22 protein-coding genes are annotated in these 26,116 nt (G+C 53.9%); 17 read left to right on the forward strand and 5 right to left on the reverse strand.

The genetic code is table 11. The features are described 5' to 3' along the window. The first annotated feature begins 2 nt into the window (after nucleotides 1–2). Genes MK110_05925 through MK110_05935 form a run of 3 tightly spaced genes read left to right on the forward strand, consistent with a single transcriptional unit; the run spans nucleotide 3 to nucleotide 3,915 of the window. Complete coding sequence (locus MK110_05925; GenBank protein ID MCH2210819.1) at nucleotides 3–2,156, forward strand: TRAP transporter fused permease subunit; 2,154 nt, start codon at nucleotides 3–5, stop codon at nucleotides 2,154–2,156. After that, the gene (locus MK110_05930; protein MCH2210820.1) at nucleotides 2,153–2,383 is read left to right on the forward strand and encodes a DUF3311 domain-containing protein; all 231 of its coding nucleotides are present in this window, start codon (nucleotides 2,153–2,155) and stop codon (nucleotides 2,381–2,383) included. Before MK110_05925 ends, MK110_05930 begins: the two co-directional genes overlap by 4 nt. After that, nucleotides 2,380–3,915 (forward strand): sodium:solute symporter family protein, encoded by a 1,536-nt coding sequence (locus tag MK110_05935; protein MCH2210821.1) that lies wholly within the window; start codon nucleotides 2,380–2,382, stop codon nucleotides 3,913–3,915. Before MK110_05930 ends, MK110_05935 begins: the two co-directional genes overlap by 4 nt. 202 nt (nucleotides 3,916–4,117) lie before the next feature. Here the strand turns inward: MK110_05935 and MK110_05940 are convergent, their stop codons facing one another. Next, entirely contained in the window at nucleotides 4,118–4,294 is a 177-nt protein-coding gene (locus MK110_05940; protein MCH2210822.1) for a hypothetical protein, read from the reverse strand. Nucleotides 4,295–4,437: 143 nt separating this feature from the next. Between MK110_05940 and MK110_05945 the strand changes: the two genes are divergently transcribed. Together MK110_05945 and MK110_05950 are read left to right on the forward strand one after the other, a co-directional pair. Further along, nucleotides 4,438–4,629, forward strand: a complete 192-nt coding sequence (locus MK110_05945) for a hypothetical protein (protein MCH2210823.1) — start codon at nucleotides 4,438–4,440, stop codon at nucleotides 4,627–4,629. Between the two features lie 597 nt (nucleotides 4,630–5,226). Then, nucleotides 5,227–6,261, forward strand: a complete 1,035-nt coding sequence (locus MK110_05950; GenBank protein MCH2210824.1) for a dipeptidase — start codon at nucleotides 5,227–5,229, stop codon at nucleotides 6,259–6,261. 123 nt (nucleotides 6,262–6,384) lie between these two features. Here MK110_05950 and MK110_05955 read toward each other — a convergent pair whose 3' ends face one another. After that, on the reverse strand, nucleotides 6,385–7,866 hold the full coding sequence (locus MK110_05955) for a DUF1501 domain-containing protein (protein ID MCH2210825.1): 1,482 nt from the start codon (nucleotides 7,864–7,866) through the stop codon (nucleotides 6,385–6,387). Nucleotides 7,867–8,189: 323 nt separating this feature from the next. Between MK110_05955 and MK110_05960 the strand changes: the two genes are divergently transcribed. After that, nucleotides 8,190–8,507 (forward strand): hypothetical protein, encoded by a 318-nt coding sequence (locus tag MK110_05960; GenBank protein MCH2210826.1) that lies wholly within the window; start codon nucleotides 8,190–8,192, stop codon nucleotides 8,505–8,507. Here the strand turns inward: MK110_05960 and MK110_05965 are convergent. Both MK110_05965 and MK110_05970 read right to left on the reverse strand, forming a co-directional pair. Continuing rightward, a complete protein-coding gene (locus MK110_05965) occupies nucleotides 8,497–9,762 on the reverse strand; it encodes a right-handed parallel beta-helix repeat-containing protein (protein ID MCH2210827.1) in 1,266 nt (421 codons plus the stop codon). The two genes, MK110_05960 and MK110_05965, sit on opposite strands and share 11 nt — an antisense overlap. Before the next feature lie 107 nt (nucleotides 9,763–9,869). Continuing rightward, nucleotides 9,870–12,077, reverse strand: coding sequence for a PQQ-dependent sugar dehydrogenase (locus MK110_05970; GenBank protein ID MCH2210828.1), 2,208 nt, complete (start codon nucleotides 12,075–12,077; stop codon nucleotides 9,870–9,872). Here MK110_05970 and MK110_05975 point away from each other — a divergent pair. The 10 genes from MK110_05975 (at nucleotide 12,076) to MK110_06020 (ending at nucleotide 23,043) form a co-directional block, all read left to right on the forward strand. Continuing rightward, complete coding sequence (locus MK110_05975; GenBank protein MCH2210829.1) at nucleotides 12,076–12,255, forward strand: hypothetical protein; 180 nt, start codon at nucleotides 12,076–12,078, stop codon at nucleotides 12,253–12,255. The two genes, MK110_05970 and MK110_05975, sit on opposite strands and share 2 nt — an antisense overlap. A 410-nt stretch (nucleotides 12,256–12,665) precedes the next feature. Then, nucleotides 12,666–13,142: a DinB family protein gene (locus tag MK110_05980; protein MCH2210830.1), complete on the forward strand. Its 477-nt coding sequence runs from the start codon at nucleotides 12,666–12,668 to the stop codon at nucleotides 13,140–13,142. Between the two features lie 687 nt (nucleotides 13,143–13,829). After that, nucleotides 13,830–15,569, forward strand: coding sequence for a multicopper oxidase family protein (locus tag MK110_05985; GenBank protein ID MCH2210831.1), 1,740 nt, complete (start codon nucleotides 13,830–13,832; stop codon nucleotides 15,567–15,569). Nucleotides 15,570–15,596: 27 nt separating this feature from the next. Further along, nucleotides 15,597–16,349, forward strand: coding sequence for an SCO family protein (locus MK110_05990; protein ID MCH2210832.1), 753 nt, complete (start codon nucleotides 15,597–15,599; stop codon nucleotides 16,347–16,349). Between the two features lie 446 nt (nucleotides 16,350–16,795). Further along, nucleotides 16,796–17,641, forward strand: a complete 846-nt coding sequence (locus MK110_05995; GenBank protein ID MCH2210833.1) for a hypothetical protein — start codon at nucleotides 16,796–16,798, stop codon at nucleotides 17,639–17,641. Then, nucleotides 17,638–19,143, forward strand: a complete 1,506-nt coding sequence (locus MK110_06000; protein ID MCH2210834.1) for a leucyl aminopeptidase — start codon at nucleotides 17,638–17,640, stop codon at nucleotides 19,141–19,143. Before MK110_05995 ends, MK110_06000 begins: the two co-directional genes overlap by 4 nt. 34 nt (nucleotides 19,144–19,177) lie before the next feature. Continuing rightward, entirely contained in the window at nucleotides 19,178–20,587 is a 1,410-nt protein-coding gene (locus MK110_06005; GenBank protein MCH2210835.1) for a glucose-6-phosphate isomerase, read from the forward strand. 92 nt (nucleotides 20,588–20,679) lie between these two features. Next, nucleotides 20,680–21,369, forward strand: a complete 690-nt coding sequence (locus tag MK110_06010; GenBank protein ID MCH2210836.1) for a metal-dependent hydrolase — start codon at nucleotides 20,680–20,682, stop codon at nucleotides 21,367–21,369. A 52-nt stretch (nucleotides 21,370–21,421) separates the two neighbouring features. After that, a complete protein-coding gene (locus MK110_06015) occupies nucleotides 21,422–22,180 on the forward strand; it encodes a metallophosphoesterase (protein MCH2210837.1) in 759 nt (252 codons plus the stop codon). A gap of 242 nt (nucleotides 22,181–22,422) precedes the next feature. Continuing rightward, nucleotides 22,423–23,043, forward strand: a complete 621-nt coding sequence (locus tag MK110_06020; GenBank protein MCH2210838.1) for a 4Fe-4S binding protein — start codon at nucleotides 22,423–22,425, stop codon at nucleotides 23,041–23,043. Nucleotides 23,044–23,231: 188 nt separating this feature from the next. On the opposite strand, the gene MK110_06025 is transcribed toward MK110_06020, so the two are convergent. Then, nucleotides 23,232–24,170 carry an SMP-30/gluconolactonase/LRE family protein gene (locus tag MK110_06025; protein MCH2210839.1) on the reverse strand — a complete coding sequence of 313 codons (939 nt, stop codon included), beginning with the start codon at nucleotides 24,168–24,170 and terminating at the stop codon, nucleotides 23,232–23,234. Nucleotides 24,171–24,598: 428 nt separating this feature from the next. Between MK110_06025 and MK110_06030 the strand changes: the two genes are divergently transcribed. Beyond that, nucleotides 24,599–26,020: a DUF1501 domain-containing protein gene (locus tag MK110_06030; protein MCH2210840.1), complete on the forward strand. Its 1,422-nt coding sequence runs from the start codon at nucleotides 24,599–24,601 to the stop codon at nucleotides 26,018–26,020. The last annotated feature ends 96 nt before the right edge of the window (nucleotides 26,021–26,116 follow it).

Consider the following 26,116-nt stretch of genomic DNA (forward strand, 5'->3'; position numbering starts at 1 on the left):
GAATGATCGATCGGGTTCGTCAATTTCTTGTCGGCGTGCTCAGCGTCGCAATCTCGGTGTTCACCATCTACGAAGTGAACTACGGAGCCCTTTCACCGCTCTCCCGACTGTCGGTCTTCTGTCTGCTCGGTTCAGCGTTATGCTTCCTGATGTATCCGATTCACAGGAAGCTCGGTGGAGTCAAAGCTCTGCGCGTTGTGGACGTTCTTCTGGCAGCCGCAATTGTCAGCTGCTGCGGTTACCTGATTTACCAGGGCAATACACTGGCTGCACGAGCCGGTAAATTTAACGAAACCGATTTTGCGGTTGCGATTGCCGGAACGCTGCTCATCCTGGAAGCCACACGTCGATCGATTGGCTGGGCTTTGCCGATCCTGGCCGGATCTTTCCTGACATACGCGCTGTACGGTTCGAGTATGCCGGACTGGCTGTTTCCACACCGCGGTTATTCCGTGGAACGCATCGCTGCACAGTGCTTCCTGCGAACCGAAGGCGTGTTCTCAATCGCAATGAGCGTGATGTTTACGTACGTGTTTCTGTTTGTGGTATTCGGTGCTTTTCTTGAAATCAGTGGTGCAACACAGTTCATCGTCGATTTTGCCAAACGGATATTCGGTCGAAGCCCAGGTGGCCCGGCCAAAGTCGCGGTTCTGGCCAGCGGATTAATGGGATCACTGTCGGGAAGTGCTGTGGCCAACGCAGTCACAACCGGTACGTTTACAATCCCGATGATGCGCAGCGCCGGATTCAAACCTCATATTGCCGGCGGAATCACGGCCGCAGCAGCTTCAGGTGGAGCCCTTGTTCCTCCGGTGATGGGTGCCGGGGCCTATATGATGCTGGAACTGATTGACGACGTGACGTTCGTGCAGATCGCCAGAGCCGCGCTGGTCCCTGCAATTCTGTACTATCTGTCAATTCTGCTGTTCGTACACTTCTTCTCGCGTCGAGTCGGAGCAGATGCACCGACCGAGTCGCCTGCAGATTCCGTTTCACTGTTTCAATACAACGGACTGGTGTTCTTTGGAGCACTCGGGGCACTGATCACGTTTCTGTTCTTTAAGACGCCGTTTCGAGCCGTCACGTATTCGCTGCAGCTGATTCTGGTGCTCACGATTCTGAGCCCCCGCATGGCGGTTTCCATCACCAATCGCGTGGTTGCCCTGATGGTGTTTGCCGGTGTCACCGGAACCGTGGCGTATTGCCGGGCAAATTGGAACCAACTGGTCAACACAGAAGCCGGCTGGGCACAAACAGTCGCCACAGTTCTTAGGCCGGATGATCGACTGGTCCTTTCCGATTTTGATACCTGGGCAGATGCTGCCATTCCCGGCATGCTGCTCGTACTGCTCATCGGTCTGCTTAATGTTCAGTGGCGTCCCATGATTATGGACGCATTCAGTCGTTCTGCTCGCGGAGGTGTTTCACTGGTTTCCGCCAGTGCCTGTGTGGGCGTGGTGATTGGTGTGGTTTCACTGACGGGTGTTGGCACCGCCTTTCCAAATGCGATCATCCCCCTGGCTGAACGAAGTCTGTTCCTGGCCCTGCTGGCGATCATGGGCTGTTCGATCGTCCTGGGAATGGGTCTGCCGTCGGCCGTGTGTTATCTGCTGATGGCAACGCTGATCGGCCCGGTCCTTAATAAACTGGGAGTACCGCCCCTGGCCGCACATCTGTTTATATTTTACTTCGGCATGATGTCCATGGTAACGCCCCCGGTCGCACTGGCCGCGTACGCCAGCGCCGGTATTGCCGAATCAAGAATCATGCCCACGGCGTTTGCAGGATTTCGATTTGCCCTGGTTGGATTTACTCTTCCATTCATGTTTGTCTATCGACCGGAACTGCTGCTGATGAACCCGGAAGGGGGGCCCGCTGCATTGATGCCCGCGATCATGCAAATCTCAATGGCTGCTGTCGGCATTGTCGCACTGTCTGTCGGTCTCGCCGGCTATTTTTTCTGCCGCACCGGCATTTTGCTGAGAACCCTGATTCTGATCGCCGCCGCCATGTTGCTCACACCTGACGTAACGATCGGGGAAATCAATCTGGGTATGGCCACCAACGTAACGGCATTGACACTGTTTGTGTTTGTCACCGGACTTAATTTCATGCAGTCACGATCACCTTCCACAGCAGAACAGACCGGCAAATGAATGTCAGATACGTCATCTGGCTGTTGATCCTGCTGCTGGTGATTCTGCATCAGGATCTTTGGCTGTGGTCCGACGGTCGACTGATCATGGGATTCCTGCCGGCCGGTCTGGCCTATCACATCGGACTAACGATCGCTGCCGCCGTAACCTGGTGGCTGGCCACAAAGCTCGTCTGGCCGGCCGATGATGTCACGCCCGACCCCGATTCGGGAGGATCCGAATCTTGATCCAACTGGCCATCATAGCCGGATACTTTATTCTGCTGATCGCTGTCGGAATCCTGTCCAGCCGGCTGTTTCGAGGCACCAGTCAGGATTACATGCTGGCCAGTCATTCGATCGGCCCTTTCCTGCTGTTGATGTCGCTGTTCGGCACAACAATGACCGCCTTCGCCCTGGTGGGTTCAACCGGCAAGGCCTACCAGATCGGAATCGGAGTGTATGGACTCATGGCCTCTTCCAGTGCCATTGTCCATTCACTGTGTTTCTTTTTAATCGGGATTCCCATGTGGAAACTGGGACGCCAACACGGATACACCACACAAATTCAGTTCTTTCGGGATCGCCTTGAATGTAATCACATCGGCCTGTTGCTGTTCCCAATTCTGGTGGGGCTGATCATCCCCTACCTGTTGATCGGCGTCCTAGGTGGTGGAACGGTTATTCAAAAAGTCACAGTCGGTGCCTTTCCCGGTTCCTTCGCAGAATTCAACGGGGGAGTGCCGCCGTGGCTCGGATCCCTGGTGATCTGCATGATCGTGCTGGCCTACGTGTTCGCAGGGGGCATGCGCGGAACCGCATGGGCCAACGCATTCCAAACGTCCGTATTCATCATTCTGGGTGTCGTCACGTTTCTGATAATCGCCGGCCGTATCGGAGGACAGGACAGTCTGCTGGGCAGTCTTCAGGCAGCGACTCAGAACGTTCAGCAGCGGCACCCGGAAATGCTCACCCGTGATAAACTGCCACCGGCTTTGTTCTTCAGTTTCATGCTGGTGCCACTGTCTGCTGGTATGTTTCCTCACCTGTTTCAGCACTGGCTCACTGCCAAAAATGTCGACAGCTTCCGACTGCCGATCGTGGTACATCCGATCTTCATCATGCTGGTCTGGGCTCCCTGTGTGCTGGTCGGAATCTGGGCCACGTCAGCAACAGTCGGAGACGAACTGCTGATTCCGGAGGGAACCAGTCCGAATGCAGTGCTGGCAATGATGGTGACCAGACTATCCGGACCTGTGCTGTCCGGACTGCTGACAGCCGGCATTCTGGCTGCAATCATGTCATCGCTCGACAGTCAATTTTTGTGTGTTGGTACGATGTTTACCAAGGACATCGTTGAACACTACGCCGGCCGCGACCGATTCACCGATCGGCAGATCGTCGTGATTGCACGAGGCTTCGTGGTGGCGGTCGTGGCAGTCACCTATGTTCTGAGTCTGCTGGAACCGCGCGCAGTCTTTGAACTTGGCACCTGGTGTTTCAGTGGATTTTCGGCACTGGTCCCGTTGGCAATTGCCGCTATCTACTGGAAACGACTGACGGCCGCCGGCGCCTGCGCCTCCGTCGTCGCAGCGGCGACGACCTGGATCTACTTTTTTGTGCAGTCGGACTTTGCGATGAATCCCAGGTACTCGTTTTTCGGAATGCTGCCCTGTGTCGGCATGGTTGCCGTGTCTGTTTCAGTATTGGTTCTTGTGTCACTGCTGACGCGACCTCCAGGGGAACAGTCACTACAACGATTCTTTCCTCCCTCCGAGTGATTCAATTTCTTCTGTTTCTTGCCCTGCGGTGCAGGGTTTTCTGCAGCCTGTCACCGGTGACTGTAATCGGCAACCATTGCCTCGCGTCAAAAGCAGTCGAAATACCGGTCTTCCACACGAGACAACCATTCAGGCATCAACGTCTACTGATATTCTGAAGGTGATTCCCTCTCCTCTCCGTTTTGACTGCCGGACTTGACGCTCAGGTTACTTCCGACAGGCCAATCATCAGGTTCCTCAGACAGAATCGATGACGTTTGTAGTGAACAAATTCATCGGCACCGTTCGTATTTTCCGCAATCGCGAAGTGATCTTGCATGTCGAACGATGAAAGCGGAAAATGTCGGCCACCAGCCACTCCAGGGAGCGAAATCGCCATTAGTCCGTGGATCGATCGTGCGGCGACAAAACTCTCACTTTCTGTGAAAATGATTGCAGCAAGGCGTACTGACAAACGATACAGTTGTGTTTGCAGGCGGTAAGAAGTACCAACTCTTCTTTTTTCCTTCCAGGAGGTTTTTAATGCGTTCGACGACGGTTGCTATGGCGTTGGCTGTGTTTGCACTGATTGGTTGCGGCGACAGTGCCGACAATCCAGCAAGTGCTGACCACAATGCCGTCAGTCCAGCGACTGACAACGTTAATCCCTCTGACACTGAGCAAATGACAGAAGGAATACAGTTGGTCACACTCAGATTGCCGGGAATGACCTGAAGGGGCTGCGAGGCCTCAGTTCGAGGCGCTTTATCCAACGTTGCTGGCTTGACAGAACTGAAGACAGATATTCCGAGTCGTTTTTGCAGTTTCCAGGTCAGTAAAGACTTCGACTTTAAGGAGAAATTAACCGAACTGGCTGCCAGTAATTCACACATCGAAGGATTCGAAATCCAGTAATTTCGTTTCTCGGCTGAAATATCGACACCCGAGGGCACGTGACGACACGTGCCCTTTTGTTTGCGCTGGTCAGTCGGTCAGCAGCCGATATGGACAACATGTATTCCTCAGGCGAAATACCGGATACTGTTGTTGAGCCTGCCGATTTGGGAGCGACGAGCAAACTTCCTCGCTACCGGAAAGAAATACAAACGCCTTCACATGGTTGCAAAATGGCACCAATGGAATGACTCGCAGATAAGATCACTGGACAGGACAGCCGACATGCACCGGAGAAGATTTTTCGAAAGAACCTTGCAGGTGACAGGCGGAATGGGCTGCCTGCCTTCAGGATTGTGTGCCGCCAGACAGACGCAATCACCGGAATCAACAACTTCGACGCCGGACAGAACCGCGGACAGCAGACAAGGTCAGTCGATGAACCGTAATTCGGCGGTCGTGGATGCTTATTCTGCCTGTGTCAAATTGACGGATCTGGAACGGGCCAACATCAATGTGGTGATCCAGGCCGTCACCTCCGAAGAACTCCTGGTACAGATTCCTCCCAATGCGGATTCAGCCGCTCCGCCACCGGGTGTCGACATCTGGGAAAACGTGTTCACCGGTGAGGACGTCGTCAAACGAATCCGACAGTCGATCGACCGGCAGCTGGAAGATATTGAAGCTTCCACAGACCGCATCGCACTGGCCCTGACCGTTGAAGAGGCAGTGCAGATTGTGCAGGAAGGAAAAATCGCTCTGTTCCTGATGCTCAAAAGCGGATGGATCAACCACGATCTGGAAGTCCTGCGCATGTATTATCGTCTGGGAATCCGTGTGATGGCCCTGTGCCACCTGGCGTCATTTGCCTGGTCGGACTCCAGTGCCGAGCTAAAAGAACGTCCCGGTCTTTCGGAATTCGGCCGTGACGTGGTCCGCGAATGCAATCAACTGGGAATCCTGATTGATGTGTCACACGCATCGGATGCAACGTTTTGGCATACGCTGGAAACCACTCAAATGCCGATCATTTCTTCCCATTCCCGCTGTCGAGCACTGTCAAACAGCATGCGGGATTTGAGCGATGATATGCTGGTAGCCATCTCACGAAACGGCGGTGTCGCAGGAATTCTAGCGGCAACTCCCCGGACAAATACTGAGCGGACAAACGCCCGACTCCAACGTGACCGTGCGCTGGCGAATCGTTTCTCAGACCCGTTCGAACTGGCCGCCGCCAAACGGCAAGATGCGATTGTCTGGTCAACGAAACTGAATCTTCGCCACATTGACTACGCCGTCAAAATGGCGGGCATCAATCACGTCGCCGTTGCTTCACACTGCCAGAGTGTTCCACAATGGCAGGAATTTTCTGACGTGCTTGTCCGTCACGGCTACAGTCCGGACGAGGCCGACAGAATTCTGGGAGGAAATGTGCTGCGTGTGCTGGAACAGGGCAACGGCCAGGCGGACTAACGCACTTCGCGTTCATCGTTCTTCCGGGTGTGTTGTTTGTTTTCTCCGTATCGTTGCTCAACAACCGTGTCTCGCGTCACAGGACACGGTGCCTTTCGCTGATTCATCGCCGCAAGTTCCCGGCTACATATAAAGTTCGGTAACCGGCGACCCCAGATAGACGGGATAGGGACGTCCGGTCATATCGTGGTAGATGCTGTCCTGAGGAATCCCCAGAGCATCGAAAATTGTTGCTGCAACGTCCTCCGGCGTCCTGGGACATTCGTGAGGATATCCACCAATGCGGTCTGAGGAACCAACAATGTTTCCACCGGTGACCCCACCTCCTGCAAACAGGATGGTCTGCAGTGCCCCCCAGTGGTCACGACCTGGCCGGCGTCCCGGCTGAGGTGATGAAATCCGCGGCGTCCGACCAAACTCTCCACACATCACCACCAGCGTTTCATCCAGCAGCCCGCGCTGCTGCAGATCCTCCAGAAACGACGAAACGGCAAGATCCATCGGTGGCAGCAGCGATTCTTTCAGCAGCGGAAACGCACGGCGGTGCAGGTCCCAGGTTCCGTTCCGCCCCAGGGAAACCTGAATCATGTTGACACCCGCCTCCAGCAGGTGTCGGGTCAGCAGCAGAGACCAGCCAAACTTGTTGTGACCATACCGATCCTGCCGTTTGTCCTGTTCCGTGAAACCATTCAGCGCCTTCTGAACCCGGGAGGACGTCACCATCGACGCGGCTCGGGCTCGAAACGAATCGTGAGTCCGGGCATCGGGACCAGGCACCGGTCGGACCCTGCAACGTTCCAGCGAATCCAGAAGCGACAGCCGTTGATCCAGTCGGACTCGGTCCGCCCCCTGTGGAACATTCAGTGACGTGGCGGCGAACACCGGACCAGGAACCGTATGATTGTGCTGCAGTCCGAAAGCGAACACGGCATCGTCATCACCGTCGTCAAAACAGTTCGGACACGCTCCCCAGCCCAGACACCTGGATGCAGCCTGCACCAGCCAGGGATCGTGCTGCCGCCCCAGCCTGCCCCCCTGCTGACCTGGAACCGTCTGCCCGGTGCCGCTGCCGCGCCCGACGTACTCAGGCAGCACAGCTGATCCCGGCAGTTGTTCGGCTCCCGGTCGAAAGTATCCTGCCAAAGAAGCAATCCCGGGAGCATCACCTGTATCCGGTTCTTTGGTTTCGGGGGTGAGCGCCGGAACCCGTGTGTCGCCGGAGGTCATGATCGTGGTGCCGGCGATATGATCATTGCTGTGGTGATGAACAGATCGCAACAGTGCGATTTTTCCGGCCTGTTTTGCCAGCAACGGCAGGTGCTCGCAAAACAGCATTCCTGGCACGGCCGTTTCAATGGCGTTGAACTCTCCCCGGACCTCAGCTGTGGCCATCGGTTTGGGATCGAATGTTTCGTGCTGTGGAGGTCCGCCGGGCAGAAAGATGTAGACCACCTTCTTCGCGGGGGGAAGCATCATTGTGTCTGAAACGGTACGAGCCCTGGCAACATTCTGTGCATTGAGGCCCAGCAGTCCGATCGCCCCGCTTTGGATCATCTCCCGACGGTGGACCCGCGGATGTGGCAGGGTGGAACGAGTTGTGCTCATGAGAGATCTCCAGCGCTGCTGCAGTGAATCCCGCACGGTCGGTGTTCGGAACGACGATGGCAGATTCACTCGAATCGTTCAGAACGCGTACCATCAGTCTAACATTTCGACACCGAATTGCGTCTCTCGTTTTGACAAAACCCGGATGACTATTGACAATTGAAGTCAGGAACGGGCGCAATATGACAGGTATCTGTCCATTTCCGGCCCAGGGGTCGTGTGGACAGGTCGGGACTAACATGGCACACTCAGACTTCACGGTGGGTCCACCGCTGCAGCACAGATTCAATCACTGCTGACCAGACCGTATACGGGGTTGCACGATGACCGATCACGAAGCAATTCAGGGCAACTGGATTTCGGTCGCACCGAGCAGGCCCGGCTACGAAATCCCCATTCGTGCTGAACAGATGGGGTCCAAGCTCAAATACCGGCTGCAGACGGACAGCGATCCCAAACGAATTTTCATCGAACATGGCGATGCGGGCAATCGAACACATTCGTCTGCCCGCGGAGTCTACGAATTATCCGGTGACCGGCTGACCGTGCGATGGACGTATCTGGACGAGACATTGCCGGAGTCGGTCAACGCCGACGGCACTTCAGGTTCAGTCCTGCATCTCCGCCGTGTCATTCGATAAGAGCGGTTGAGCCGGGGGCGCTGCGGTGGCGTGCCGGCGGCGGGACTTCCAGATTGTCTGTGACAATGCCGCTCAGCGATGCCCGTGAAACCGGTTCCTTTCCGGCATCTTCGATCACATTGTCGGCAAACAGAACGTGCCGACTGGGTCGTTTCACTGTAACCGCCGGAGTGGTGAGACCGGCAAATACGTTACCTGATACTGTCACACTGCTGGTCCCTTCCAGCACCAGGCCACTGGCAGGTTCCTGGTTCTTATAATGTCGCTTCCCCTGCGCACCCAGGAAGCTGTTGGAAAAGTTATTTCCCGTAACCGTGATTCGCCCACTCAATGGTCCGATGTGAAGTGCATCTTTCTTCACCAGCGTAAAAGTATTGCCGCTCACGGAACAACCGTGAGCGTCTCGTAAATCGACTCCGCCACCCGCATTGTGGGCAACAACATTCGCGCTGACGGTAATTCCGTAACAGTCCCGGTCCAGTACGACAGCAGTCCCCTGGCATTCTTCAATCATATTGCCGGACAGCACCGATCCGTAGGTATACTCAATCACAACACCATCACCGAGATGGTCATCGAGGTTGTTGCCCGTCATGCAAAGATTAAAGCTGTCCAGACATTTCACCGCGTCCTGATTTTCCTCAAACTGGTTCGCCGACACCACGATGTCGTGGCAGCGTGTGAGGTACAGACCGGTACCTTTGTTGTAGGTCACCAGTGAGTTGCAGACGCGGGGGTCTTCGTAGGCATGATCCAGATGAATGCCGTCTCCTCCGTTTCCGGTCACGGTGACCCCGTTGATGTAAAGCTCGTTGACATCAGTCGCCATGATCCCGTGTCCGCTGTGTTCGTTTCCTGACACGCGAAAATCTGCCAGAGTCACCCGCCACTGGAGCTCATCGGAATCGGGCCGGTCTGACGGAGGTCTCAGAATCAGCGCTGGTGTTCCTTCCGTGCTGATGTTTTTGATATGACTGGCAGTGCCGCTTCCCTGAATCAGAACGTCATCTCGTGTGATAACAACTGGTTCAGTGATCTCAAACGTTCCCGCCGGCAGCAGGATCTTACCCCCCTCTATCGGCAGGGAGTCGACAGCTGCCTGCAAACTGTCGTACCGGTCCGCCCGGATTGTGGACCACGCCCCGGGAAGTCGGATGACCTCGGATTCGTGTGCTGGTTCCTGCAACACAGTGACTGCTGCGAAAACAACGCTGCAGACTGCTGAACCGGTGAAAAATACGGGCGTATGGTTCATGGTGTCCTCAAAGCAAAGTTGAAGAACGGAACAATCGTCAGAGAGTTGACGGGAACATGGAAGGCATCGAACAGAAAAACACGTTGGTACGTGACGTGACGGTCGAGTCACTCATCGACAGGCAGTTCCCGAATCCAGCGTTCCAGCAGGGAGACCGCGACGTGATCAACCCGATTTGTCGCAAGTTGCGGCATACGTCCTCTGCCGGTAGTGGACATACGATGCAGGACAAGTGACCGTTCGGGAGCCCCCGGGACAATGATGGCTGCATCGTCAACACCCAGAGTTTCGTGCTGTGGACGAACATTGAGTGTGTTTGTTTCAGTTAACGGCAGCCCGGCCAGCAGTTTGAAGCTGGAGTTGCCTCCCCCCTTGTATCGGTGGCAGTGAGCGCAATTGGCGTGCAGATAGGATCTCGCCCGTTTGGCAATTGAGATACTTTCATCCTCAATCGGCCACAGTCGCGGAAGATCGCCCGGTGACTCGGGTAGTGGTTCGGCAAACAGTCCGTGGGCCTGAAATCTGTCCAGTTGATTGGAGCTCTGATTTTCAGCATCTTTCTGTGAACCCTCATCTAAATTGATCTGCGCTGTGTTGATGCCAATCACTCGATACGTACCGTTATGGCAAAGTCGGCAGTCAGCCCGGCTGGGAAAATACCAGGACTGCGTCCGTGTGTGGTCCGGATCACCGGCGCTGCGAATCGTCAATGTTCGTTCAAGTGGCCCAGGTCCCAGAAGTTCAGCATCCGTCTGTTCGTTATTCCAAAGATAGGTATAGCCGGCCCAGTTCTTCCCCTGAAGCGTGAGAATTCGTGTCTCCAGCCGCCGGCTGCTCTCAGGATTGCCCTCCTCCATTTCCAGAGAAAACGTCTTCACTAAAACCGTTTTGTCGGGAAACGTCCAGGCGGAATCACGTTCAAAGGTTATGGTGCTGTGGTCAGGCAGGGCCAGCAGTCTGTCCTTGTCCGCACCGTCGGACCACAGCGGCACATTCACCGAATACGGGACGACTCCCGGGGCCGGCTGGTGATCGGCGACAGATGCAAACAGCCCGGTCTCGCTGAGCATGCGGGGAAACGAATGTGGTTGTCCGACCGATTTGGTCGGCGACAGTTCGTAGATTCGTCCGTCTTCGTACGTCAGCAGATACAGTTCTCCATCGTGATCTTCTGCAAAACCGGCGATGTCGAAATCGGTCTGCGCCAGAGACCTCCGTGTGGGTGTCGGTTTTTCTTCAGTGTTGAGTCCCCAGACCCGGCCGGTTTCGTAATCCGCAAATATGTACTGTCCGTAAAGATCAGGATTGCGCCGACCACGGTAAACAAATCCGCCGGTGACAGAACGTCCTTCATGGTGCTGGTAGGCATGGACCGGGGGGATGATTGGAGTCGGCCCCTGTTGGCGATTGGGACGAAACTTCTGAGGTCCCTCCATAATACTCCAGCCATAGTTTCCTCCTCGTTCAACCCGGTAGACCATCTCCCACAACTGCTGGCCGACATCACCGACCCACAGTTCGCCGGTTTCCCGATCGAAACTGAATTTCCAGGGCTGTCGAAGACCGTAAGCCCAGATTTCCGGACGCGCTCCGACGGTATGCCGGAACGGGTTGTCTTCCGGAATCGCATACGACATTGCTGAGTGGGTACCATCGATGTCGATGCGAAGAATTGATGCCAAAAAATCACCCAGATACTGGCCGGTGTTATGTTTGTCATTGGCATTACCGCCATCACCGGCGCCGATGTACAGAAAACCGTCCGGACCAAACTTCAGGCAGCCGCCGTTGTGTCCACTGGAAGGAAATTCCAGAACGATGTGTTCGCTGTCCGGATCGATCACGAACGGTGGCTCGGAACTCGTCTGAAATCGGGCAACGCGTGTCCGCGACGGTTCTGGTTTTTGTTCGGTCATGAACAAATAAACGAACCGGTTTTCAACAAAATCCGGGTGAAAGGCGATTCCATAAATCTCACGTCCGGAATCGAAAATCAGATCGGCCGTGCCGGTATTTCGGTCGGAGGGCAGTGACCAGGCTTGTCCCCCGCGTGACCCCACAAACAGACGGTCGGTTCCAGGTGCCGCGGTCACCACCGTGGGTTGACTGAACTGCAGATTCGGAAAAGCAGACTTCAACTCGTAGGGAGGTGCCGGATCCGGAGACCCGACCACCCGCGAAGATGTCCAGGGGACTCTACCTGCTGGCGAGGAACCCGCTACATCATTTCCCTGCACGACTCCCAAAAACACAAACACTGCGATTGCGCCCCCGAAAGCAGACTTCACTCCCGCTAGACAATGATTCCGGTTCATGATCAGTCTTTCGTATCGCACAATTTTCCTGGCAGCCATTCAGAAGCGGAGTCCACAGTTCGTCGTGCGAGTTTGTGAATTTTGCGTGCGTGTTCGCAGCAACCATCAAAGTCCGGCCATACCCAAAGGCGTCCGCCCGAATCAGGTTGCCACCATGTCGTCAGAATGGTACTGGTGAATTCCCGTCGGCTGTTATCATACCGATCGTCCGACGGATCTGTCAGCCAGCAGGTCGGAGAACCGGAAATCGCACGACATACCAGGCGAAGTCATCTTCCGGCCCCGGACCTGTGAACCGCGGACCGTACGACATCACATGGTTCAAGGGGTTGATCCTGAGATTCGTGTCTCTGTCCCTGAATAGCATTGTCAACTGAAAGAACCACCCGATCATGTCGATCGTCTCCGGATGCTGATAAACTTACGGTTTGGTTTCGTCCGTCTCACATCGATGGCCTTATGTCTGTTCGTCGGTTTTGTCAGTACGGGCGACATTGTTCGAGAACCTTCGGGGCAAACGCGAAGAACGTCCTGAGTATGCCTGCCAATCCTGATCCACAGTGAGACTCATCGTTCAGACAGGAACCAATGGACATCGACTTGTTGCTTACTGAGTATTCCGCCGGCCCGGCTGTTCTGAGACGAACGCTGGAAAACATTAAGGACTCGGAACTGGATCGACTGCCTGATGCCGACACATGGTCGATCCGACAGGTGATCTGTCATCTGGCTGATACCGAGATCGTTTACGCCGATCGAATCAAGCGTGTACTGGTTGAAGACAATCCGACTCTCTTTGCATGGTCTCCGAACAAATCGGTACGAGATGAATACTGTCGCAACCGCGATGTCGGTGATGAACTGGCCGTGATCACAACGACCCGCTGCCACATCGCCGGTATCCTGAGACATCAGGAAGTGGAGTGCTGGCAGAGAACGGCGGTCCACAGTCAGGATGGCCCGATGACCCTTGAGACGCTGCTGGAACGGATCACGGAACACATTCCCCACCACGTCCGGTTTATTGAACAGAAGCACGCCGCAATTCGAACAGGTTGCGCGTGACATTCAGACTGATCAGATGCAGTTAGATTTTCAATCACAACAAAAGCGGCATAAACGAAGTCACTAACGGTTTCCCGGTCCGATGCTGTCGTCCGAATATTTTCGTACGCACGTTGAAGTGCAGTTTGAATATTCTCCCGAACAAGCCATCAGTGGCAGATATCTGAATGAGTATCTCGGCACCACCGGGATCATCCCCGCTGTTCCACGGCTACGCAGAAAACAGCCCTGAACAAATGAACTCGTGCTCACCTGGGTGCGACGCCCTTGCCATCGATCACTAACTAACAGCTAATAAACCCCAAGCATTTATTATCTATTTTTTCATAATTACCCAAGCCTGCCAAAACCAATTTGTCAGCCATTTACCTAAAATACACTACTCCGCATATGTACTTTCTACATCTCCCGTTCTGACTCTCGGGATCAATGATCACGAACGAAGCATAACGTCATACTACTGTCTGAAAGTTCAACATCGATTAGAGAATCGGTTCGGAATGCCTACTTGTATTTGAGAGTTCGCTTGAGGCGGATCCTCTGTCTGTCAATCAAAAATCAACAACGCATATCCATTCGCATATTAATACTAAATGCGTCTGGAGACTGAATGACACGACTCAACTTTGGACGGATCCCAAGTAAGAGGTTGCTTCTTACATTCAGTTAGTGCAGGAGGTAGTTTTGATGTCTTCAGAAAATAAACTTGATCGGCGATCAATTCTTCTCGGGGGTGTCAGTGCTGCTGCAGGAGCAGGAGCACTTTCTCAAATCTCACGGGCAGACAAAGGACGCAGAAAAGGCCGCAAATCGAAAAAGCGTAACCGGCGTCGTGATAAGCGAGATGGACGGGACGTGACTCCTCTGCGTTTCAAGAAATTCTCGGTTTTGATGCCGGTTCCTCCTGTCAAGCAACCGGTGAGCATTGGGAGCCCTCCATTTGAGGTCGGTAATGTTTTCCACGGTGTCGCACCGGAGTATTTCACTCGCAGGGGCCAGGAACATCCGGATATACCCCTGTTTAAGAGGTTTCCTGATAAATATTACGAGATGAGAGTCAGGGAATCGCACGCAGAAATTATTCCCGGAGTTTCCACGCCAATCCTGGGTTATGACGGGCAATTTCCTGGCCCAACCTTTGAGGCCTACGTCGGTCAGCCCGTAATCGTTCGAACTCATAACGATTCGGATCATTTGCCTCTCTCCACTCACCTGCATGGCGGTCACACTCCGGCCCACAGTGACGGATTCCCGAATTTCTATATCCTGCCGTTTGAAGCGAGAGACTACTTTTATCCAAATTGTCTTCCTCTTCGAAACGGCGAACCGGATTTTACTCACGCACCGTCGACTCTTTGGTATCACGATCATGCCATGGACATCGCTGCCGAGACCGTCAATCTCGGTCTCGCCGGATTCTATCTTTTGTTCGACGAACTCGAGCTCGATTTGATCGCCAGAAACGTGCTGCCTGCGAGGAAATACGACATTCCTGTTGCCATTCAGGATCGTCGATTCAACTCCGACGGCACATTCTTCTTCGATCCACTCGACCATAACGGTTCGATTGGCGACATCTACGTTATCAATGGCAAAGCCTTTCCGACATTCCCCGTTGAACGTCGCAAGTACCGCTTTCGGTTCCTCAACGGCTGTAATGCCAGACACATGGAACTGCGTCTGAGCACAGAAGAAGCGTTTCTGGGAATAGGAGCCGATACCCATCTGCATGATCAGGCGATTGAAAGAGAAACACTTTTGATGGCTCCGGGCAAACGTGCGGATGTGGTGATCGATTTTTCCGATGCTCCGTCGGAACTGTACCTGGAAAATATTCTGGTACAGGAGGATGGACGCGGTCCAAAAGGAAAGCTGTTCGATCGCGACACCGAGATTCCGGGAACGCAAATTCTTAAATTCGAGGTGCAGGACGGACCTCGCGAGCGTGACAGCGCTACCATCACGGAAGGAAGCGCTCTGCGTCCTTTCATCCCCATGAACCCTGACGAAGTCGTGGCCACCCGAGTGTTTGAATTCGAGCGACGGAAGGGCGCATGGCAGATCAACCACCAGTTCTTTGATGAAAATTTGTCCAACGCAATCCCCAAACTCGGAACAACCGAACGGTGGATTCTGAAAAACGGAGGCGGTGGATGGTGGCATCCAATCCACATCCATCTGGAGTCTCACCAACTGGTAAAGATCGAGGGCAGAACACCCCCTCGAAGCGAACAGAACCTGATCGACCTAACGATGCTCGGTCCCGGGACGGAAGCCGAAATCTTAATGAAATTTCGCACCTTCCAAGGTCCTTTCGTGTTCCATTGCCATACGATCGAGCACGAAGATATGCGAATGATGTTTGTTCTCGACCCCAAAGTGGACGGACCGTCATCGAACGAGCCCATCACTCGTGTCTTCCCGTAAATCCATTGGCTTCAAAACTGACGTTGCATGATGACTCTTAAAGCAAAATGGCTGCGGCGACTGAGCGCACCGGCTTTCGTCACCTGCGGAACCGTGATCTTCTTCGTATCAAGTCAGCCGGAACCGAGCCCGGGCTCACAGAACACAGCCCCTGAAACATTCCAGGAAACTAAGGACCTTTCAAAGACTGGTGATCATCTGCCTTCCACTCGCTATCCAACTGTAACGGGGTCGAGAGTTTCTGACAAATTCGGTGACTTCGAACTGGTGGACCAATCGGGAACGAAAGTGAGTTTTTATTCAGATCTTGTGATGGATCGCTGTGTCTGCATTGTCTTTTTCTACACGCGTTGCGAGGGAAGCTGTCCCACAACAATGCTGACACTCAAACGTCTTAGGCATGATCTGTCGCTCACCTTCGGAGAAGAAGAACTGGTTTTCATCGCGCTCACGCTCGAACCTGAAGTCGATACTCCGGAGGAGCTACAGGCGTATATGCAGCGTTACAAAATCAAACCCGAAAAGAACCAGGCAGACTGGGTGTTCGCAACCGGCGATTTTGAGGATATCGAGGTACTGCGACGATCCCTGGGAATCTACGATCTCGATCCGATTATCGACGCAGATAAGACCGAGCACGCATCGATTGTGACGTTCGGAAATGATCGTCTGGACCGATGGGCCGCCCTTCCGGCGGATATGGATTATGAACAGTTGCGTACGGCGACGACCCGTATCATGGGCAATTCCCGGTCTCAGGCATTCCCCGATCTTCATTGAGAATCAGCCTCTTCAATGAAGCGATTGAAGTAGACGGTCTGCCGGTATTAGCAGCACCGCTAATCTCAGGTCGTCGGTCATACTTCTGAATGATAACGCAGACATGGTTTTAAAAAAAACCTGGACTGCGACCGTTAGAGGCATCCAACAACAAGTTTGCCAACGTTATTCGATCACACTGGGTGCCGCTGGGTAAAGACCGACTACGACGGCGTTCATTCAACTAACTCATGTGAAACAGACGAGCCAGGATAAGGATATCGTCTTGTTTCACGCCTCCGTTGCCGCCGCAGGGACGTAACGATAACCTTCGCATGCTTCTATTCCACGATCGTTGGTACTGCAGCAAACCCGTGTATGATCGTTGGAACACCGTATTCAGCTGCACGAGGAATTTCAGCAGCTGATTTTCCCCGGTTTTCTCTGCGTTTTCCGGATGTCCGAATATGAAGGGTCCATCGCTTCACCACGAACTCAAGGTGATGCGTATCTGGAAATGTCCAGACTGCGGCAGGAACACGCGCACCGGAGGTAAAGTGACCACACAAAGATGCGAATGCAGTGGTCAGCCGCATATGAAATATTCAGATGCGGCACCGTTGTCAGCGCCGGACGTTTCCTCCTTCGTAACATATCTGTCACCGGAATTTCAGGAAGAAAACGACGACGGAACCGATCTTCCACTTCCGAATATCGCCGATTTGGTTTCACCTGCTACCGAACCACGCGGCCGACGAAGCCGGTCAGGAAAACCTCTGCGTGACACGGTGGCCAATGCGGATCCGGATGCTGCCGATCAGGTAACCATTGACGGACCGGACAACTCTGAACCTGACACCGCGATTGAGTCCACAACTTCGCCCCTGGTCACTGCTGAACAAGAAATGTCATCTGCTGACACTGCTGCAGAGCCAACACCTTCCGGAAAACGCAGACCCCGGAGGAGACGTCGAGGAGGTCGCGGGTCGGGGCAGCAGAAATCGGACAAATGTTCCACAAACAAACCCGACCGACAGCCCGCAGCAGCGACTCAGTCCACAGCGGACATATCAGACACTCCATCATCCGAGCCTGCTGAATCCGGACATTCCGCAGAGACACAAACATCACGGCCGATTTCCGAGGCTGCCCAAGGCGAAGATGCTGTAACCGGTTCGACAGAACTCGACGAAGGAAAGTCATCCCCGCGCAGACGACGTCGCCGCCGCGGGCCGCGAAAGAAAAAGAAACCAAACTCCGGTAACGACAGCGGAGGTGTCGAATCGTCGCGACCGAACGGATCAAACTCATGATCAGAATCACGACCGATTCTGCGGTTACCCTCGATCTCGACTGGCTGCTGCTTGTGAGTGCCGAGCATGAGTCACTGCCTGCTGATCTCAATCAGACAAATCGGCAGCTGAACGGAAAGCTTGCCTGTATTTGGAACAGAAAGGAGTTTGCCGGCAACTATTGCAGAACACTCAGCCTGCGGCAGCTGTCAGAAATCACTCCTGTCAATCTGTTGCTGACCGGTGTGGGTCCAACAGACGAATTGAGTGCAGAACGGCTGCGTCGCTCACTGATCACGAGCCTGCGAAAAATCAACGAACAACCAGACCTCCGAATCGGTGTCAGGTTTGCAGACCACCTGACCACCGCCTGGTCCGCAACAACACTCACAGAATTAGTCGCAGACTGTGTGACCGTGGCCGCCGTGGATGCAGGAATCCACAAGCAAAAGCCCTCACGATTCGATTTTACCGACGTACAAATCGCGGTCGATCAGCCACCGACAAATATTGATGACTATATCGAGTCCGGAAGAATAATTGGCAGCGCGGTTGCCCGGACCCGCTGCATGGTCAATTGTTCGCCGTCTCACATGACCCCTGAACGTATGGTTGAGGAAGCCGGCCAGCTGGCTGAGCAACGTGATCTCGAATTTCAGGTGTTGGGTGCTGCAGATCTTACCCGGGAAAACATGAATGCCATGCTGGCCGTGGCGCAGGGCAGTCACCGTACTCCGTCGCTGGTGCGGCTGTCATGGCGCGGCAATCCGGACTGCACCGACGAAATTGCATTAGCCGGTAAAGGTGTCACTTTCGACAGCGGCGGACTTTCGATTAAGCCAGCTGAATCTATGGTTGCCATGAAGTCCGATATGGCTGGCGCGGCTACGGTCATGGAAGCCGTCGGGGCAGCTGCGTCTCTCAGACTTCCCGTGAATGTCACCGCCTGGCTCGGACTCGTCGAGAATATGATCAGCGGTCAGTCTTACCGACCGGGCGACGTCATCACGGCCCGAACCGGCACGACGATAGAAGTTCAAAACACGGATGCTGAAGGACGACTAGTCCTTGCGGATGTGCTGGCGTACGCGATTGACCACGGTACCACGCATCTCATCGATCTGGCAACGCTGACGGGTGCCTGCGTTGTTGCTCTCGGCAAAGAAATCACCGGATTGTTTGCCGGATGTGAAGAATTGTCCGGAAGAATTCAGCAGGCGGCTTCTAATACCGGTGAAAACGTATGGCCGATGCCAATGCACGCGCATTTCGATGAATTACTGAAAAGCGATGTTGCAGATTGCCGAAACATCGGTCCACGCTGGGGCGGTGCAGTCACGGCAGCCTGTTTTCTTCGCAAATTCGTGGGAACCACCCCCTGGGTCCATCTGGACATCGCTGGTCCGTCCTGGGCAGATACTTCCACAGACTGGCGTGATTCAGGCGGGACGGGGGCAATGGTAAGAACACTTATCCGGCTACTCCGTCAGTGGCCGGTTGAGAGCCCTCCGGGGCGTTGTTGACCGTCGCCTGTATTCAGATTTTGAAAGGATTCCATTGACGAATCTCGTCACTTACGACCCTTCTGCCGCCTTGGCAATCATACCGGACAATCGTTTTGCAGGGTTAGCCGGTGCACTTGAAGCCGCACGTAACGAGGTTCTGGCAGACGTTGAACTGTTCAAATCAGGCGAATCCGTGCCCAATGATAAACAGCCTCTTGACGCCGGATTTGTTTCCTGGCCGGAAGATCTGCTGCACGACATGAATCAGAACGGAGCAGACAGTCTGATTGCCCGGATCGAACGATGTGCCGAGCGTCTGAGACAGACTTCAGATTCGGTAGTCATCCTTGGAATCGGTGGTTCTTACATGGGAATGCGGGCCATGTTTGAAGCACTGTGTGATCCCTTTCACAACCAACTCAGTCGACAGGATCGCAGGGGAACTCCAAGAATCTACTTTGAAGGCTGGAACGTGGATTCGGATCATCAGACGGCCCTGCTGCGTCTACTCGATCAACGGGCCGCACAAGTCTCGGCCGAGAACCCGGAAGGTCGGTCTTCTGTAATCGTGATCAGTAAGTCCGGAGGGACACTGGAAACAGCCATTGCGTTTCGCCACTTCCGAAGTTTGCTGGAACGGCGATTTCCTGAAGCCGTCCAGGATCTGATCGTACCGATCACCGGAAACACAGGTCGGCTGCGGGATTTATCCACAGCAGCGGGCTTCCGAGATGTGTTCTCGATCCCCGATGGAATTGGAGGACGTTTCTCGGTACTGACCCCCGTGGGTTTACTTCCGGCCGCCGTTGCCGGAATCAATATCCGCCAACTTCTGCTGGGGGCTGCCAGCATGACAAAACACTTCCGTACTGGAGAATACGGCCAGAACGCTGTCCTGGACTTCACAGCGGTCGCACATCTGATGGAAACAGACCACGACATGACCACACGTGTACTGTCAACGTGGGGCAGCCACATGGAGGCGGTTGGTTTGTGGTACGATCAGCTTCTGTCGGAGAGTCTCGGAAAACGTGAAAAAGGAGCCACACCGATCACAGGAGTCAACACGCGTGACCTGCACAGTCGGGGGCAGCAACACCAGCAGGGACGACGAGACAAACTGATTACGAATCTGCTACCAGGACGTCCTCGTCACAACGACCTGGAGATCCCGTTCCGAGATGATGATTTTGACCAGCTCAATCAGTTTGCGGGGGTTAAGGTCTCCAGCGTACTGAATGCGGCAATTGGCGGAACCAATCAGGCGTATGCCGACGACCGTCGCCCGACCGCTGATTTACAGCTGGACGGTGTTGACGACCATTCAATCGGTCAGCTGTTTCAGTTGCTGATGCTGTCCACAGTGGTTGAAGGCCGGCTGATCGGTGTCAATCCCTACGGACAACCTGGCGTGGAAGCCTACAAACAAAATATGAATGCGATTTTGAAAAATCCCGGGTGACACTCATCACCACATCAGCAGCAAACACTCCATAAGAAAATCCTCCGTCGCAATCTCTTTACATGTACCGGGAACAGCCTGAGGTACGATGAATGCCAACTTCTGTCAAATTCCTTGGGCACGCATGCTTTCAAATCCAAACCCGCCGTCATCGACTGCTGATCGATCCGTTTCTCACCGGCAATCCTCAGGCCTGCACGACAGCTGACAAAATCGAAGCTGACTTCATTCTGGTGACGCACGGTCATGAGGATCATGTTGCCGATGTGGAATCCATTGCCAGGAGAACAGGCGCCCTTGTCATTGCAAATTACGAAATCGCGACATGGTTTCAGTCAAAGGGAATCGAAAACACGCATGCAATGCATATCGGCGGTCAGCATTCATTCGAATTTGGAGCGGTGAAACTCACGATTGCCCATCACGGTTCGATGCTTCCCGACGGCAGTAACGGGGGAAGTCCGGCTGGCATCATTCTCAAAACGGACGAAGGCAATATCTATCATGCCGGTGATACGGGACTGTTCTCTGACATGCAGTTGATTGGCAACGAAGGAATCAGAATCGCCATTCTTCCAATTGGAGACAACTTCACCATGGGACCGGACGATTCGATCAAAGCAATCCGGTTCCTGAATCCAAACATAGTCATTCCAGCTCACTTCAACACGTGGCCACTCATTGAACAGGACGCGACTGCATGGAAACATGAGGTCGAATCTTCAACGTCAGCTCAGCCGGTCGTGCTCGCTCCCGGCGACGTCTGTCCTCTTGAAAAATAACCCGACACTCCCTTCGGAAATTGTTCAGCATGAAACTACAGGACAGGAATTGATGTCAATCAGCCACCTCCCAACCAGTATTGACGGGCCCGTCGCTGTGATCGGCGATGTACACGGTCAGTCAGTTGAGCTGCGCCGGATTATTCATCAGCTGGAACACACACCGGATATCCATAGTCGCTGGATTGTCTTCGTCGGTGATCTTGTCGACCGGGGGCCCGACACCAAAGGTGTACTCGATCTGTATTGTGATTTGTCAAAACAGCATGACAAAGTGACATGGATTTGTGGAAATCATGAACTTGCAATGGCGGCATCGCTGGAGCTGATCCAGGCACCGGATTACCTCGACTGGGAAACCAGTTGGCTGCGGGTTTATTCTGCAGAACCCACATTCGAATCCTACGGTGTTAAATTCGGGGATATTAACAAGCTGCGATCGGCAATGCCCGAAGAACATATCGCGCTGCTGAGTAACCTTCCCTGGCGTGTCGAACATCCGCAGTACCTGTTTGTCCACGCGGGACTGGATCCTGACCTGCCGTTTGATATGCAGGTCCAGATTCTGCGGCAACCCGACTACTCTCTGGGCCAGCCACCGTGGTTGTTCAGTAGAACATTCATTTGGGGACCGGTTCCGCAAGGATGCCCGGTAACCGTCGTTCAGGGACATGTGCCGTTACAGGAAGTGCATTTTGGAGATCGGATCATTGGTACCGATACAACAGGTGGCGTGAGTGGCGATCTCAGCTGCGTTTTGCTTCCGGAAAATATCGTACTGACATCGGGCAATTTTGCCCCGCCGGATTAAATTCGCAGAAGGAAACCCTTCTCACCCGCAGGAATCTCCGGGGGAAAGGAAAAAACACCATCAGGCTGGTCATGCCGCAGTGGTCGCCTGCTGAAAAGCACACTATTCTTGGTGACAGGTGCATGTTCGGCAAGCCCGCGGCCGATGATGAAAAACGGTTGATTTGTTCCGGACGTGGTCCATGCAGTTGCCTGAGGTCATCCAGTGTGAGTTGCTGAGACCTCCTCAAAGCAGGTGAACACATGACGATTTCAATGACTGAGTACTTCAAGACCCGCAAATCGGATCGCAAGAAGGAAACTCGGTATCTGAACGTGATCAACAAGGACAGCTGCACGTCCTGTAATTCGTGTGCATCTGTTTGTCCGGTGGACTGTATCTATGAAGTGGTAAGTCCGATTCCATCGGAAAGCTACCACCAGATTGATACCAGTCGGTGCATCGGCTGTCAGATGTGTTATCGGTCTCCTAGTGACAGCAGCGATTACTACCAGCTGACGATTTGTCCGTGGAATGCCATCGACATGCTTCATAATCCCAGTGTGAAGCCGGCTCCCGCGTCCGTGCTGCAACCATACTACCGCGGCTCCTCCAGTGACATAATATGGCCGAAACTCGAGGAATACGCCTATCAATTGTTTCTCGACGGTGAAGTTTTCATTCCCGCGGATAACACTGATCTGCATCAGATCCTCGCGTATCTCCAGGAAGATGCGTGGATGTACAGCGAAGAAGACAATATCCGACTGGTGGAAACAGAAACGGAATCAGGAGATGGATTCGTACGTTATCGCGCAACCGAACCGGCACGTGATCTGATGGATGTGATGTTCCAGGACTACCAGCGCATCTTCATGGACTGATCCAGAGAATCGTCGTTATCGTTAACTGCCCCACCTAAACAATTCAGGTGCGTAGGTTGCAGGTCACGCAAAAGCGTAAACAGTCACCAGGAAGCCCCGCGGAAATCCCGCACGCAGACCGTTGGAGTCAAACCGAACAATCCGCGGTGATCAGGCAGTCTCACGTTTCCCGCTTATCACCTCGTTCCTCAGCGTCTGTCGGGCAGAATCACCAGGCCCCTGTTGCCGGGAATCAGACGAAACAAACCGCCAGGACCCGACTTTAAAGCTCCTGTGATGAATAACTGATCCATGTTCGGACCGCCGAATGCCACGTTACTGGTCCTCAGATTTCCACCGTCATACTGACGAATCAGTATGCCGGTCGGGTCAATCACCTGCACCTGCTTCATCCCGTAATGAGCGACATATAAATTTCCGGCAGCATCCAGGCACATACCATCAGGTTGGTTATCAATCTGTCCCTGGTCAGCATTCTTTGTCGGCAGTTCTGCAAACAGATTTCGAGTACTGACTTTCCCCGGTGCGGTCACTTCGTACGCAAGAATTCGGTTCTTCTGACTCTCGGCAACCAGTAGCGTCTTACCGTCCGGTCGAATGACGATTCCGTTCGGGAAAGCCAGCCCGTTGTCCAGTTGATGTGTCCTGCCGTTTTTGTCGACGTAGTGCACCGTACCAATTAAATTTTCAAGATCGCTGTCGCCCGGATCAGTAAAGTAAAAACCTCCATTGGGGGTATCGAGTGAAAGATCGTTTGGACCTCGAAGCGGTTTCCCGTCACATTCACTGGATGCCGGTTCCAGTATTCTGCCGTCGGCCGACAGATGAAGTACAGCGTGATGACTGGCATCACAGACCAGATGAGTACCGTCTGAAAGCACTTTATGACCGTTCGGCTCACCCGTCACCGCCCACGGTGTGGACTTCCCGTCGAGATCAAACGTGGTGATTGTCGTACCATGCGAGATATAACCGTGACCTTCGTGGTCGAATGCGACTCCTTCGCAGTACTCGGGTACCGTCAACAACTGCACAGTCCGGACGTCTGACGAATCAAACAGTTCACCTGCAGGTAAACTGTTGAAGGCAAAGATCACCACAAGGAAACATATTGACCGGCAGCGCATGACCATCAGTTCTCCTGAAAATTAATAACTCAGGGGCGTCAACCCGGATTGTAAAGTCTGTTTGCAGTGTCTGGCGAGTATAAAGACATCTAAACGGCCCGCGAACCAGATCAGACATCCGAACTGTGAAACCCAAACACCTCCGGATCCGTACCCGCGCCTGTTAAAAGAGACGTCGCGGATCAAGTTCGATTGCCCGGCCTGATGTGATCCGTCCGATCGCGACCGGGAACACAGAAACATCCGACCGGATTCCTGGCTCCATTTCCTGTCCATTGAAAAACCAAATTGGATTGTGGTCAGCAAATCGACTAAGATTTAGACATAAAGAGGCATCATTTGCGGATGGTGATCGGTCACGACATTCATTCGTAGTCCTGCGAAGTCGGCACCTGTTTCGAACGGATTCGTTGCAAAAGAGGTATACGATGGGCGGCAGAATTAATATTCCGGCATCAGCTTTCACGAGACGCGGCGTGATCAGGGCAGGTGGAATTGGCCTGGGACTGGGTATGGCCGAGATCTCCGGATTGCAGGCTCTGGCCGGCAACCCCGAATCAAAAGCCAAATCGGTCATCTTTGTTTTTCTCACAGGCGGGCTCTCGCAGCATGACAGCTTCGACATGAAGCCCGAAGCGCCCGACGATATCCGCGGCGAATTCAAGCCCATCGACTCGCGAACACCAGGACTGCAGGTTTGCGAACATTTGCCGCTACTCGCCCAACGCAGCCACCGCTATGCACTCGTCCGTTCCATGCAGACGGCCAGCAACGGTCATGAACCGGCCTGCCACATGCTGCTGACCGGTCGCCTGGATCTTCCAGCCGGGTTTTCTTTGGCCAAAATCCCAAGTCCTAATGAATGGCCGTCGATTCCGGCGATCGTGACTTATGCAAAACAGCACCATCGCGGCAAAATGCCTCCGGCCGTTGTTCTGCCCGAACCCAGCGTGAACGAAGCCAACAGAGTTCGACCAGGTCAGTACGCCGGCAAACTTGGAGATCACTGGGACGCCTGGCACATCGATATTGCGGCAAAGTGCGCCAAGGGCAACGGAGCCTGCCCCGAATGTTTTCGGTTTGACGGATCTGAATTTAAACATGGTTCAAAAACAGTATTTGAAACTCCCACACTCATGCTGCCGGACGGCGGTCGACACCGACTCAGCGGTCGCATCGAACTACTGGCAGAAGTCCAGCGCCAGCAGCGGACCCTGGAACGATCTGCTGACAGCTTTGACGGGCAGCGTCAACAGGCCATCTCAGTCCTGACCGACTCCACGGTTAGCAGTGCCTTTGACGTGGAGAACGCAGATCCACGAGTGGTTGAACGCTATGGGGCCAACAAATTCGGACTCTCACTGCTGATGGCAAAACGACTTGTGGAAAGTGGTGTCAAACTGGTTCAGGTCAACCTCGGTAAAAATTCCTCCTGGGACACTCACAGCAGAAACTTCGTCAATCTCAAAGACAACCTACTGCCGCCTCTGGACCGCTGCGTGTCAGCACTGCTGGATGACCTAACCTCATCCGGAATGATCGATGAAACGCTGGTGATTGTGACCGGTGAATTCGGCCGCACACCAAAGATCAACAAAGATTCCGGTCGGGACCACTGGGGCCCCGTGAATACAATGCTGTTTGCCGGAGCAGGAGTGCGTGGAGGAAATATCATTGGCGCCTCCGACCGGATTGCAGCCGAACCGACCCGTGACCGCCAGACCCCGGAAAATTTTGCCGCCACGATTTATGACGCACTGGGAATTCCGCGCGAGGCAAAATGGGTGGACGTCGATGGTCGACCACATCACATTTATATGGGTGATCGAATCGAAGGACTCTACAGCTAAATCACCAGGTGCGATTCTCGAACAGAATTATGAGTGGATCATCCGAGGATTCACTGTCAGAAGCAGTAATACCAACGTCCCACAGAATCATCTCAA

It is taken from the genome of Fuerstiella sp., from assembly GCA_022447225.1.
Classification (GTDB): Bacteria; Planctomycetota; Planctomycetia; order Planctomycetales; family Planctomycetaceae; genus S139-18.